Raw genomic sequence first — 13,698 nt, 5'->3', positions numbered from 1 at the left:
GCCCCCCGTGTTGCCGACCCCCGCGCCCCCGGTTACACCCCCGGTACGAGCCCCTCCCGCCCGCTTCACGGCCACCGTGAGGTCCCGCCGAGCGCCTCATGGACGCCTGGTTCGCGGGGGCCGAGGAAGTGCGGATCGGGGCGCAGCGTCACGTCCAGCGCTGCCTTCGTCGCGGCGAACAGTTCCCTGGCGCCGCCCGCGTACCAGGTCACGTCGTGGGGCTCAGTGACCCCGACGGCGTACGAGGTGATGCCCGCGGCCTCGCACAGGGCGAGGGCGCGGCGGGCGTGGAAGTCCTGGGTGACGAGGACGGCACGGTCGACGCCGAAGATCTTCTTGGCGCGGACGCACGAGTCCCAGGTGTCGAAGCCCGCGTAGTCGCCGACGATCGCCTTCGACGGGACGCCGTGGCGGGTCAGGTACGTGCGCATGGCGTCCGGCTCGTCGTACTCCTCGCGGCTGTTGTCGCCGGTCACGAGGAGGACGCGGACCTTTCCGGTGCGGTACAGCTCCGCCGCGGTGTCGAGGCGGTGGGCCAGGTATGGGGACGGCTCCCCGTCCCACAACCCCGCCCCGAACACGACGCCGACGTCGCTGCGCGGCACGTCCCCCACGCTACGAACCGGCTCCCCGTCCCTCACGTGCAACCAGGTGCTCGGCACCAACGCAACGGTGCAAACGGCCATGCCGACCCGCACCCACCTCCGCCGATTCCGCACCCATGCCCTCCCCGCATCCGACCGACCACCACCCCTGAGACGCCCCACCCCCACCCCTCGGTTCACGCCCAACCATTCCTCCGCCCCCGGCGTCACACCTTGGGGCTCCGCCCCAAACCCCACTGCTCAATCGCCGCAGGGGCTCGATCGGCCCACCCGTCCCCACAGGCCCCCGGTGTTGACGCCTCGGGGCTCCGCCCCGGCCCCCACTGCTCAATTACCGCAGGGGCTCGATTTACCTACCCGCACCGTCCCCACAGGCCCTCGTGGCCTGGCCCCTTGACTCCGCCGCCCAATTTCCCACCCACCCGCCCCCTCCGGGGGCGTCGGCCCCCGGGGTGCCGCAACGGCTACGGCTAGCCGTCACAGCCTTGGGCAATCTGCGGCCTTGGGCGGCAGGGTGGGCAAGGCGGCGCACGGTGCAGGCTGCACCTGCGGGAGGCATCGATCACGGCCTACGCAAAACCCCCCGGTGCCGCGCAATGAGCGATGAGGGCCGGCCCCGGTGTGGCGCGACGAACCCCGGTGCCGCGCAAGCAGGGCGACGGGGCCCGCCCCGCCGCAGGTCCCGCCCCGGAGGGGTGCGCTCACCCCGTGCCGGCGCACCCCGTGAACCCCCGGCAACCACTCGTCACCGGTGCGCAACAGGACGGCAACCCCCACCTGGCACGGTCGGTCCATGACGGACGAGTCGTACGGCCAGACGGACCTCCGCACGACCCACCTCGACCACACCGAACGCACGGCGGCGGGACTTCTCACCATGATCAGCGACCAGCTCGGCAGCAGACTCAGCCACGTCTCCCCGCTCCGCGCCCCCACCCTCGTCCTCGTGGCCCACGGCAGCCGCGACCCCCGCGCCCTGGCCACCGTAACGGCGCTCGCGGAGCGGATACGCGCGTACCGCCCCGGACGCACCGTCCGCCTCGGCCACATCGAGCTGAACGAACCTCTCCTCGACGACACGCTCGCCGCGCTGCCGCCCGGCCGCGCCGTCCTTGTCCCGCTGCTGCTCTCCCGGGGCCACCACGTCAAGCACGACATCCCGGCCGCCGCGGCCGCCGCCCCGCACCTGCGCACCCGCGTCGCCGACCCGCTCGGCCCGCACCCCCTCCTCGTAGAGGCACTGCACGACCGCCTCGTCGAGGCCGGCTGGCCGGAACGGCTCTCCGCCCGCGACCGCGACCGCACCGGAGTCGTCCTCGCCGCCGCCGGCTCCCGCGACCCGGACGCCGCCGTCGACGTCCGCCGCACGGCCGCCCTCCTCGCCCACCGCCTGGGCGTCCCCGTCGTCCCCGGATACGCCTCCGCGACCACGCCCGACGTCGCGACGGCCGTGCGTGACCTCGCCGCCCGAGGCCGCGACCGGGTCGCCGTCGCCTCCTACTTCACCGCTCCCGGCCGCTTCGCCACCGAGTCCGCCGCCGTCGCGCCCGGCATCGCCGCCGCCCCGCTCGGCACCCACCCCGCCCTGGCCCGCCTCGTCCTGCACCGCTACGACCACGCCCCGGCCACACCGCGCCGCGTCGACTTGGCGCGGACCGCCGCCGTCTGAGCCGTCCACGGCCCCGGTTGTCGGTGGCTGCCCGTACTGTCGGGTCATGGAAGCCAGCACAGGCAGTGACACGTACGACGAGGCGGCGGTCGAGCGCTGGGCCCCGGAGCCGGACAAGCGCCCCGGGCGCACGGCGTTCCAGCGCGACCGGGCCCGGGTGCTGCACTCGTCCGCGCTGCGCCGCCTCGCGGGCAAGACGCAGGTCGTCACGCCGGGGACGCGGAGCCGGCACTGGGACGCGAGCCCGCGCACCCGGCTCACGCACTCCCTGGAATGCGCCCAGGTGGGCCGGGAGTTGGGCGCCGCGCTCGGCTGCGACCCGGACCTCGTGGAGACGGCCTGCCTCTCGCACGACCTGGGCCACCCGCCGTTCGGGCACAACGGCGAGCAGGCGCTGAACGAGGTGGCGGAGGACTGCGGCGGCTTCGAGGGGAACGCGCAGTCGCTGCGCCTGCTCACCCGCATCGAGCCCAAGCGCTTCGTCCGCGACGACGAGTCGGGCGAGCCGACCAGCGTAGGACTGAATCTGACGCGGGCCGCGCTGGACGCCGCGACGAAGTACCCGTGGCCGCGCGGCGAGCACCCCACGGACCCCGACTCCCCGAAATTCGGGGTCTACGAGGACGACAGGCCGGTCTTCGACTGGGTCAGGAAGGCGGCGCCCGCCCGCCGCACCTGCTTCGAGGCGCAGGTCATGGACTGGTCGGACGACGTGGCGTACTCCGTGCACGACCTCGAAGACGGCCTGCACGCGGGCCACTTGGATCCGAACGTGCTGCACGCCGAGCCCGAGCGCGCCGACATCTTCGCGGTGGCGATCGGGCGGTACGTGCCGGAGGGCACGGATCCCGCCGAGCTCGCCGCCGCCCTCGACCGGCTCCTCGACCAGGAGTGGTGGCCGCACGGCTACGACGGGACGGCGGTCGCCCAGGCCCGCCTCAAGGACGCGACCAGCCAGCTCATCGGCCGCTTCTGCCTCGCCGCCGAGGGCGCGACACGCGCGAGACACGGCTCGGGCCGATTGACCCGGTACGCGGCGGAGCTGGTGGTCCCGCGCGCCGCCCGGTTCGAGTGCGCGGTGCTCAAGGCGGTCGCCGACCGGTACGTGATGCAGCGGCCGCAGCAGGAGCGGCTGCGGGCCGACCAGCGCATCGTGGTCGCCGAGTTGGCGCAGGCGCTGACGGCCCGCGCTCCCGACGGACTCGATCCGCAGTTCCGCGCGCTGTTCGACGCCGCGCCCGACGACCGGACGAAGAAGCGCGTGATCGTCGATCAGATCGCCTCGCTGACCGATGCCTCGGCGAGATCCCTTCACGCGCGGCTTACCGGCGGCGGGGATCATGGCAGGGGAGACGCGACCACTGGGCGTGACGAAAAGATGCCCTGATCGGGCCACGCCCCCTTCCCGCATTACGCTGCGTGCGGGACGCTCGCATATGACGGCATGGCAATGAGGAGGCATCAAGTGGTCGACGCGGACCAGACGTTCGTCATCGTCGGGGGAGGGCTCGCAGGAGCCAAGACCGCCGAGACACTGCGCTCGGAGGGCTTCACCGGACGAGTGATCCTCATCGGTGACGAACGGGACCACCCGTACGAACGGCCGCCCTTGTCGAAGGGCTACCTCCAGGGCAAGGAGGAGCGCGACAGCGTCTTCGTCCACGAACCGGCCTGGTACGCGAGCAACGACATCGAGCTGCACCTCGGCCAGACGGTCACCTCGATCGACCGCGCCGAGAAGACCGTGCGGCTCGGCGAGGGCACCGCGATCCGCTACGACAAGCTGCTGCTCGCCACGGGCGCGGAGCCGCGCCGTCTCGACATCCCCGGCACCCACCTCGCCGGCGTCCACCACCTGCGCCGCCTCGCCCACGCCGAGCGCCTGAAGAACGTGCTGGCCTCGCTCGGCAGGGACAACGGGCATCTGGTGATCGCCGGAGCCGGCTGGATCGGCCTCGAGGTCGCCGCCGCCGCCCGCGAGTACGGGGCGGAGGTCACCATCGTCGAGCCCGAGGCCACGCCGCTGCACTCCGTGCTCGGCCCGGAACTGGGCCAGATCTTCACCGACCTGCACAGCGACCACGGCGTCCGCTTCCACTTCGGCGCGCGGCTCACCGAGATCACCGGACAGGACGGCATGGTCCTCGCCGCCCTCACCGACGACGGCGAGGAGCACCCGGCGCACGACGTGCTCGCCGCGATCGGCGCCGCGCCCCGCACCGCGCTCGCCGAGGCGGCGGGCCTGGAGCTGTCCGACCGGGCGCACGGCGGCGGCATCGCCGTGGACGCCACGCTGCGCACCTCCGACCCCGACATCTACGCGGCGGGCGACGTGGCGGCGGTCCAGCACCCGCTCTTCGGGGACCGGCTGCGCGTGGAGCACTGGGCGAACGCGCTGAACGGCGGCCCGGCCGCGGCCCGCGCCATGCTCGGCAAGGAGATCACGTACGACCGCGTGCCGTACTTCTTCTCCGACCAGTACGACCTGGGCCTGGAGTACTCGGGCTGGGCGCCGCCCGGCTCGTACGACCAGGTGGTGCTGCGCGGGGACGCGGGCAAGCGCGAGTTCATCGCGTTCTGGCTGAAGGACGGGCAGGTCCTCGCGGGGATGAACGTGAATGTGTGGGACGTCACGGAGCAGATCCAGCGCCTGATCAGGTCGGGCGCGCGGCCGGACGTCGAGCGGCTCTCGGACCCGTCGGTCCCGTTGGGTGATCTTGTGGAGCAGTGACGGCCGTGTCGGTGGGCACCCGTAGAATTGCCGCGTGGCAGGCAGGATCAATGACGAGGACGTGAAGGCGGTTCGGGACGCGGTCCCGATCGACGCCGTGGTGTCCGAGTACCTGCAACTGCGCAACGCGGGCGGCGGAAACCTCAAGGGCCTGTGCCCGTTCCACGACGAGAAGTCCCCGTCCTTCCAGGTCAGCCCCAGCAAGGGCCTGTTCCACTGCTTCGGCTGCCAGGAGGGCGGCGACACCATCACGTTCGTGATGAAGGTCGACCACCTCTCCTTCTCCGAGGCGGTGGAGCGCCTCGCCGGTCAGGCGGGCATCACGCTGCGCTACGAGGAGGGCGGGTACAACCCCACCCACCAGCGCGGCGAGCGCATCCGCCTGGTCGAGGCGCACAAGGTCGCCGCGCAGTTCTACGTCGAGCAGCTGGAGTCGCCGGAGGCCGAGATCGGCCGGAAGTTCCTCGCGGAGCGCGGCTTCGACCAGGCCGCGGCGCAGCACTTCGGCGTCGGCTACAGCCCGGCGGGCTGGGACCACCTGACGCGCTTCCTGCGCGGCAAGGGTTTCAGCGACAAGGAGATCCTGCTCTCCGGGCTCTCCCAGGAGGGCCGCCGCGGTCCCATCGACCGGTTCCGCGGCCGTCTGATGTGGCCGATCCGCGACATCGGCGGCGAGGTCGTCGGCTTCGGCGCCCGCCGCCTGCGCGAGGACGACAACGGGCCGAAGTACCTGAACACGCCCGAGACGCCGATCTACCGCAAGTCGCAGGTGCTCTACGGCATCGACCTCGCCAAGAAGGACATCGCGAAGTCCTCGCGCGCGGTCGTGGTCGAGGGGTACACGGACGTGATGGCCTGCCACCTGGCCGGCGTCACCACCGCCATCGCCACCTGCGGCACGGCGTTCGGCAACGACCACATCAAGATCCTCCGGCGCCTCCTGATGGACAACGGCTCGGCGCGGGTGATCTTCACCTTCGACGGCGACGCGGCCGGCCAGAAGGCGGCCCTGCGGGCCTTCGAGGACGACCAGAAGTTCGCCGCCGAGACGTACATCGCGATCGCGCCGGACGGCATGGACCCGTGCGAGCTGCGCCTCGCCAAGGGCGACGACGCGGTCTCCGACCTGGTCGAACCGCGCACGCCGCTCTTCGAGTTCGCGCTCCGCCAGATCGTCTCCCGCTACGACCTGGAGACTCCGGCAGGCCGCGCCGCCGCGCTCGACGAGGCGGCGCCCGTCGTCGCCCGGATCAAGAACAGCGCCTCGCAGCACGAGGTCGCGGTGCAGCTCGCGGGGATGCTCGGCATCCTCGACACGCAGTTCGTGGTCAAGCGGGTGGGGCAGCTCGCCCGCTGGGCCCGCGAGCGCGGCGGCCGCGGTCCCGCGCCCGCCCCGGGACGCGGCGGACCGCAGGACGCGCCCGCCACCGCGACGGCCCGGCCCTTCGGCGGCCCGGCGCTCACCCTGCGCAACCCGGTGTTCACGACCGAACGCGAACTGCTCAAACTCGCGCTCCAGTACCCGCAGTTGGTCTCCCCGGCGTTCGACGCGTACGGGGTCGACGAGTTCACCGCCGACCCGTACGCGGCCGTGCGGCAGGCCATCCTCGACGCGGGCGGCGCCGAGCAGGGCGTCCACGACCCGCAGCAGTACCTGGTCGCCGTGCGCGAGGCGGCGCCGGACGACGCGGTGCGGGCGATGGTCACGGAGCTGGCCGTGGAGGCCATCCGCCGCAAGACGGTCGACGAGCAGTACGCGGGGGAGCAGCTGGTCACGGTCCGCAAGCGCGCCGTCGACCGCCGCATCCGCGACGTCCAGGGCACGCTCACCCGGCTCGGCGCGGGCGGCGACCCGCAGCAACTGGCCGCGGTGCAGAACGAGTTGTGGGTCCTCCAGCAGTACGGCCAGGCCCTGCGCGAGCGGGGTGCGGACGCGCTCTAGGCGCACACCAAAGCGCCGTTTGTGGGCGTTCGAGGGCGGGAACGAGGGGCACTCGACCGACACGGTAACCGCTCGGTCACGCACCGGACTCAAAAAGTCAACGCACGCCCCTCGTGGCGGCACTGTGTCGTACTCCACACTGGGTTGCGGTGCCTGAGTCCTCGGAGCGCGGCCGGAGCCCGGAAACCGGGTCCGACACCCCCGCGGTTCCGCTCATCGCGTACGGGACGGACAGCGGCGTGGCCGCCGTTCCCGCCCCCCCTGCCGCACGCCTCAGATGCGATCACTTTGGAGGTCGCCCCCGTGCAGACCCAGACCCTCACCCAGAGCGACAGCACAGCGCAGGCCGCCCTCGCGGATCCCGAAGCCGCTCCGCGGGGCGACGCGGGCGACGTGCTGGCCTCGGTCCCCGCGCAGAGCCGCGCGGCCCACCACCCGGAGACCGGGACCGAGCCGGAGGACCCGCCGGAGCCGGTGCGCGGCGCCCGCACGGAAGGCGCGGGACCGTCGTCCGACCTGTTCCGCCAGTACCTGCGCGAGATCGGCCGCATCCCGCTGCTCACCGCCGCCGAGGAAGTGGACCTCGCGCGGCGCGTCGAGGCGGGCCTGTTCGCAGAGGAGAAGCTCGCGCACGCCCCCGACCTCGACTCCCAGCTCGCCCTCGACCTGGACCGGCTGGTCGTCATGGGCCGGATGGCCAAGCGCCGCCTCATCGAGGCGAACCTGCGCCTGGTCGTCTCCGTCGCCAAGCGCTACGTGGGCCGCGGCCTGACCATGCTCGACTTGGTGCAGGAGGGCAATCTCGGCCTGATCCGCGCCGTCGAGAAGTTCGACTACGCCCGCGGCTACAAGTTCTCGACGTACGCCACCTGGTGGATCCGGCAGGCCATGAGCCGCGCCCTCGCCGACCAGGCCCGCACCATCCGCGTCCCCGTGCACGTCGTCGAGCTGATCAACCGGGTCGTCCGCGTCCAGCGCCGCATGCTCCAGGAGCGCGGCTACGAACCGACGCCCGAGGAGGTCGCCGCCCACCTCGACCTGCCGCACGAGCGGGTCAGCGAAGTCCTCCGGCTCGCCCAGGAGCCGGTCTCGCTGCACGCCCCCGTCGGCGAGGAGGACGACGTCGCGCTCGGCGACCTCATCGAGGACGGCGACGCCACAAGCCCCGTCGAATCGGCCGCGTTCCTGTTGCTGCGCGAGCACCTGGAGGCGGTGCTCTCCACGCTCGGCGAGCGCGAGCGCAAGGTGGTCCAGCTCCGTTACGGGCTCGCCGACGGCCGCCCCCGCACCCTGGAGGAGATAGGCCGCATCTTCGGTGTGACGCGGGAGCGCATCCGCCAGATCGAGTCGAAAACCCTGAACAAGCTCCGCGACCACGCGTTCGCGGATCAGCTGCGGGGTTACCTGGACTGAATCCACCCGTTCGAGCCCCGCCGGTGATTGAGGCGCGGGGCCCGGGGCAGAGCCCCGCGACCGCAACCCCGGCTGGGCACCAGAATCAATCCACCTCGGCGACCGCCTGCGCGAACTGGGCCTCGTACAGGCGCTGATACGCCCCGCCGGAGGCGACCAGCGCGTCGTGCGAGCCCTGCTCCACGATCGCCCCGTTCTCCATCACGAGAATCGTGTCCGCGTCCCGGATCGTCGAGAGCCGGTGCGCGATCACGAACGACGTACGCCCGGCGGCCAGCCGCGCCATCGCCTTCTGGATCAGCACCTCGGTACGTGTGTCGACGGACGACGTCGCCTCGTCGAGCACCAGGATCACCGGGTCGGACAGGAACGCCCGCGCGATGGTGATGAGCTGCTTCTCACCGGCACTGACGCCCGTGCCCTCGTCGTCGAGCACGGTGTCGTACCCGTCCGGCAGCGTGCGGATGAACCGGTCGGCGTGCGCGGCCCTCGCCGCCTCCTCGATCTCCTCGCGGGTGACCTCCTTCGGCGCGCCGTACGCGATGTTCTCCGCGATGGTCCCGCCGAACAGCCAGGTGTCCTGGAGGACCATGCCGATCCCGGAGCGCAGCTCGTCCCGGGACATCTTCGCGATGTCGACGCCGTCGAGCGTGATGCGCCCGCCCGTCACCTCGTAGAACCGGAGCAGCAGATTGACGAGGGTGGTCTTGCCCGCGCCGGTCGGGCCGACGATCGCGACCGTGTGGCCGGGGTCGGCGGTCAGCGACAGGTCCTCGATGAGCGGCTTGTCCTCCTCGTAGCGGAAGGCCACGTGCTCGAACTCGACGTGCCCGCGCAAGTGGTCCGGCTTCTCGGCCGGCACCGGGTCGGCCGACTGCTCCTCCGCGTCGAGGAGTTCGAAGATCCGCTCGGCGCTCGCCACACCCGACTGCACGAGGTTCGCCATCGACGCGACCTGCGTCAGCGGCATCGAGAACTGCCGCGAGTACTGGATGAACGCCTGGACGTCACCGATGGACAGCGAACCGCTCGCCACCCGAAGACCGCCCACGACGGCAACCAGCACATAGTTCAGGTTCGAGATGAAGAACATCAGCGGCTGCATGATCCCGCTGTTGAACTGGGCCTTGAACGAGGCCTGGTACAGCTCCTCGTTCTGCTCGGCGAACTGTTCGGCCGACTCCTTCTGACGGCCGAACACCTTCACCAGGTTGTGGCCGGTGTACATCTCCTCGACGTGCGCGTTCAGCGCGCCGGTCGCCCGCCACTGCTGCACGAACTGCGGCTGCGCCCGCTTGCCGACCTTCGCCGCGACGACCACCGAGAGCGGCACCGTGACGAGCGCGACCAGCGCGAGCAGCCACGAGATCCAGAACATCATGGCGAGCACGCCGATGATCGTGAGCAGCGAGTTGAGCATCTGCCCCATCGTCTGCTGCAGCGTCTGGCCGAGGTTGTCGATGTCGTTGGTCGCCCGGCTCAGCACCTCGCCGCGCTTCTGCTGGTCGTAGTACGACAGCGGGAGGCGGGAGAGCTTCGACTGGAGGTCGCCGCGCAGCCGCGCCACCGCCAGGTTGATCACCCGGTTGGCGAGCCGGGTGCCGACCATCATCGCCAGGCCGGCGCAGGCGAACACGGCGAGCCCGAGCAGCAGCACCTCGCCGATCGCGCCGAAGTCGACGCCCTGTCCCGGCGTGAAGTCGACGCTGCCGAGCATGTCGGCGACGCCGCTGTCCCCCTTGGCCCGCAGGCCCTCGATCACCTGTTCCTTGGTCTGTCCCGCCGGCATCTGCCCGCCGATGACGCCGCCGAACAGCAGGTCGGTCGCGCGACCGAGGATCTTCGGCCCGACCACCGAGAGGCCCACGCCGATCACGATCGCGACCAGCACCCCGGTCACCGCGGCGCGGTGCACGGTGAGCCGCTTGAGGAGTCGCTTGCCCGACCCCTTGAAGTCCATCGACCGCGAGCCGGGCGCACCGGCCCCGGCCATCCGCCCCATGGGCCCACTCATCAGGCGGCCTCCGCTTCCGTCAGCTGGGAGAGGACGATCTCCCGGTACGTCTCGTTGTCCGCCATCAGCTCGTGGTGGCGTCCGGTGCCGACGACCCGGCCCTCGTCGAGGACGACGATCCGGTCGGCGTCGCGGATGGTGGCCACGCGCTGGGCGACGATCACCACCGTCGACTCGGCCGTCTCGGCGCCGAGCGCGCGGCGCAGCGCGGCGTCGGTCGCGTAGTCGAGCGCGGAGAACGAGTCGTCGAACAGGTAGATCTCGGGCCGCTGCACGAGCGTGCGCGCGATGGCGAGACGCTGGCGCTGGCCGCCGGAGACGTTCGTGCCGCCCTGGGTGATGGGCGCCTCGAGCCCGCCCTCCAGCTTGCTGACGAAGTCCTTGGCCTGCGCCACCTCAAGGGCGTGCCACAGTTCCTCGTCGGTGGCGTCGGGCCGCCCGTAGCGCAGATTGCTCGCGACGGTCCCGGAGAAGAGGTACGGGCGCTGCGGCACAAGGCCGACGGTCTTCGCCATCAGGTCCGGGTCGAGCGTGCGCACGTCCTCCCCGTCGACGTACACGGACCCGGCGGTGGTGTCGTAGAGCCGCGGTACGAGACCCAGCAGAGTCGACTTGCCGCTGCCGGTGGAGCCGATGATCGCGGTCGTCTCGCCGGGCAGCGCGACCAGGTCGATGCCGCGCAGGATGGGCTCCTCGGCGCCCGGATAGCCGAAGTCGGCGCCCCGGATCTCCAGGTGGCCGCGGCGGCGCAGCTCGCGCACGACCGCCTTCTCCGACGGCGGCACGACGCTGGTCTCTGTCGTCAGGACCTCCTGGATGCGCTCGGCGCAGACCTCGGCGCGCGGCACCATCATGAACATGAACGTGGCCATCATCACGCTCATCACGATCTGCATCAGATACGCGAGGAACGCGGTCAGGTCACCGATCTGCATGCCGCCGCTGTCGATGCGGTGCGCGCCGAACCAGACGACGGCGATGGACGCGACATTCACGATCGTCATCACGAACGGGAACATCAGCGCCATGATCCGGCCGGTCGCGAGGGAGGTCTCGGTCAGATCCCGGTTCGCCCCGCCGAAGCGGCCCTTCTCGAAGTCGTCCCGGACGAAGGCGCGGATCACGCGGTTGCCGGTGATCTGCTCGCGCAGCACCCGGTTCACGGTGTCCAGCTTCACCTGCATGGACCGGAACAGCGGCCGCATCCTACGGATGATCAGGGACAGCACGATCGCCATCACCGGCAGCACCGCGAGCAGCACTCCGGACAGCGGCACGTCGAGCCCGAGGGCCATGACGACGCCACCGACGCACATGATCGGCGCCGACACCATCAGCGTGAACGTCATCAGGGCCAGCATCTGGACCTGCTGCACGTCGTTCGTGGTCCGGGTGATCAGCGAGGGCGCCCCGAACTGGCCGACCTCACGCGCGGAGAAGGACTGCACCCGGTCGAAGATCCCGGCCCGGACGTCGCGGCCCAGCGCGGCGGCGGTGCGGGCGCCGTAGAACACGGCCCCCATGTTGCACACCACCTGCGCGACGGTGACGCCGAGCATCAGGGCGCCGTACTCGAGGATGTAGCCGGTGTCGCCGTTCACGACACCGTTGTCAATGATGTCGGCGTTCAGAGTGGGCAGATACAGCGAGGCACAGGTCTGCAGGAACTGGAGCAGCACCAGCAGCCCGATGGGTTTCTTGTACGGACTGAGATGGGTCCGCAGAAGTCTTATGAGCACGCTCGGTCTCTCGGTGGTCGGCGGTAGTGGGAGGAGCGGTGTCCGGGGAGGGGGATCGACGCGCGCGCCGCCCGAGGGCGACGTACGCATGGACCCCTATCGTCGGACACTCCACCCGCGTTACCTCAACCGAATTAACCAAGTCTCAGGCAAAAGCGCCGGGGTGGATCTGCTCCCGCACGGCCCGGTACTGCTGCCGCACGGCCCCGCCGACCGGCAGTTCGTCGCCCGGCTCGAAGACCTGGGCGGCCGCGCCCTGCCACTGCGGCAGCTGCCCGTTCAGCGCCCACGCCGCCTGTCGCGCCGCGCCGATCGCCGCGTAGTCCGCGGGCTGCGGCACCACGACCTGCGCCTCGAACAGGGGCGGCGCCACGCTCTGCACCGCCGGCAGTTCGGCCGCCGCGCCCAGCAGGAACACCCGCCGGATCTCCACGCCACGCCCGCGCAGCACGTCCATCGCGTCCGCGAGCCCGCACAGCATGCCCTCGAACGCGGCCCGCGCCAGATGCTCCGGCTTCATCGACTCGCGCCGCAGCCCGCTCAACGTGCCCGCGGTGTGCGGCAGGTTCGGCGTCTTCTCGCCCTCCAGATAGGGCAGCAGTACGAGACCGTGGGCGCCCGGCGTCGACTTCATGGCCAGCTCCGACAGCTCCTCCAGACTGCCGTCGAGCCCCAGCATGTCGACCGTGCCGCGCAGCGCCCGTACCGCGTTCGCCGTGTGCACCACGGGCAGGTGCATGCCGGTCGCGTCGGCGAGCGAGGTGATGGAACCGCTGGAGTCGACGAGCGCCTCGTGGTGCACGGCCATCACGGACCCGGAGGCCCCGAGCGAGACCACGGCGTCGCCCGACTGCACGCCGAGGCCGAACGCGGCGGCCATCGTCTCCCCGGTACCGGCCGAGATCACCAGGCCCTCGGGGGTGCGCCCGGCCGCCTCGCCGGGGCCGATCACCTCCGGCAGCGCCACCTGGTGCCCGAGCGCGAGCTCCACCAGATCGGGCCGCCACACGGCGCCCGCCGCCGACCAGTACCCGGTGCTCGAGGCGCCGCCGCGGTCGGTGGTGCGGCGCGCGGGGCGGCCGAGCAGCTGCCAGACCAGCCAGTCGTGGGCCTGCATGAGGGAGGCCACCCGCTCGGCGTTCTCCGGCTCGGTGCGGGCCAGCCAGCGCAGCTTGGCCACCGGCAGCGCCGCCTGCGGCACGCTCCCGACCGCCTCGGCCCACGCCTCGCGGGAGCCGAGCCGGTCGACGAGGTCGGCGGCGGCGACCTGCGCCCGCTTGTCCCCGCCGACCAGGGCGGGGCGCACGGTGTTGCCCTGCGCGTCCAGCGGCACCACGGTGTTCTGCTGCGCGGAGACCCCGATGGCCTGTACGCCCTCGAGCAGCCCGCCGCCGGCGGCCTCGCCGAGTGAGAGCAGCCACGCCTGGGGATCCACGTCGGACGGTCGGCCGCCGCCCTCCGGAGCCTCCAGCGGGTGCGGGGCGTACCCCTGCCGCAGCACGGCCCCGGTGTCGGCGTCACAAACGACAATGCGCGTAAATTCGGGCGAACTGTCCAGCCCGGCGACTATCCCCATGACGGAAAT

General features: G+C 71.8%; 8 protein-coding genes and 1 pseudogene. 5 read left to right on the top strand and 4 right to left on the bottom strand.

The features are described 5' to 3' along the window. Window positions 1–65: 65 nt before the first annotated feature. The gene (locus ACTWJ8_RS14510) at window positions 66–686 is read right to left on the bottom strand and encodes a SanA/YdcF family protein (RefSeq protein ID WP_443264039.1); all 621 of its coding nucleotides are present in this window, start codon (window positions 684–686) and stop codon (window positions 66–68) included. Between the two features lie 712 nt (window positions 687–1,398). Between ACTWJ8_RS14510 and ACTWJ8_RS14505 the strand changes: the two genes are divergently transcribed. The 5 genes and pseudogenes from ACTWJ8_RS14505 (at window position 1,399) to ACTWJ8_RS14485 (ending at window position 8,360) form a co-directional block, all read left to right on the top strand. After that, window positions 1,399–2,274: a sirohydrochlorin chelatase gene (locus ACTWJ8_RS14505; protein WP_443264038.1), complete on the top strand. Its 876-nt coding sequence runs from the start codon at window positions 1,399–1,401 to the stop codon at window positions 2,272–2,274. A 46-nt stretch (window positions 2,275–2,320) separates the two neighbouring features. Further along, window positions 2,321–3,661, top strand: a complete 1,341-nt coding sequence (locus ACTWJ8_RS14500) for a deoxyguanosinetriphosphate triphosphohydrolase (RefSeq protein WP_443264037.1) — start codon at window positions 2,321–2,323, stop codon at window positions 3,659–3,661. Between the two features lie 78 nt (window positions 3,662–3,739). After that, window positions 3,740–5,005, top strand: a complete 1,266-nt coding sequence (locus ACTWJ8_RS14495; RefSeq protein ID WP_356377242.1) for an NAD(P)/FAD-dependent oxidoreductase — start codon at window positions 3,740–3,742, stop codon at window positions 5,003–5,005. Window positions 5,006–5,039: 34 nt separating this feature from the next. Beyond that, entirely contained in the window at window positions 5,040–6,947 is a 1,908-nt protein-coding gene (gene dnaG, locus ACTWJ8_RS14490) for a DNA primase (protein ID WP_356377245.1), read from the top strand. Between the two features lie 149 nt (window positions 6,948–7,096). Further along, a pseudogene (locus ACTWJ8_RS14485) lies at window positions 7,097–8,360 on the top strand (RNA polymerase sigma factor). 85 nt (window positions 8,361–8,445) lie between these two features. Here the strand turns inward: ACTWJ8_RS14485 and ACTWJ8_RS14480 are convergent. The 3 genes from ACTWJ8_RS14480 to ACTWJ8_RS14470 all read right to left on the bottom strand — a co-directional run bounded on the left by ACTWJ8_RS14480 (window position 8,446) and on the right by ACTWJ8_RS14470 (window position 13,689). Then, window positions 8,446–10,374 (bottom strand): ABC transporter ATP-binding protein, encoded by a 1,929-nt coding sequence (locus tag ACTWJ8_RS14480; RefSeq protein ID WP_356377251.1) that lies wholly within the window; start codon window positions 10,372–10,374, stop codon window positions 8,446–8,448. After that, a complete protein-coding gene (locus ACTWJ8_RS14475) occupies window positions 10,374–12,113 on the bottom strand; it encodes an ABC transporter ATP-binding protein (RefSeq protein ID WP_356377254.1) in 1,740 nt (579 codons plus the stop codon). The genes ACTWJ8_RS14480 and ACTWJ8_RS14475 overlap by 1 nt, the downstream gene beginning before the upstream one ends. Before the next feature lie 145 nt (window positions 12,114–12,258). Further along, a complete protein-coding gene (locus ACTWJ8_RS14470) occupies window positions 12,259–13,689 on the bottom strand; it encodes a xylulokinase (RefSeq protein WP_356377256.1) in 1,431 nt (476 codons plus the stop codon). Window positions 13,690–13,698 lie beyond the last annotated feature (9 nt).

Source organism: Streptomyces sp. SDT5-1 (assembly GCF_052245995.1).
In the GTDB taxonomy this organism is placed as follows: domain Bacteria; phylum Actinomycetota; class Actinomycetes; order Streptomycetales; family Streptomycetaceae; genus Streptomyces.
Note: the sequence above shows the minus strand (reverse complement) of the source record. Positions and strands in the feature narration are given on the sequence as shown.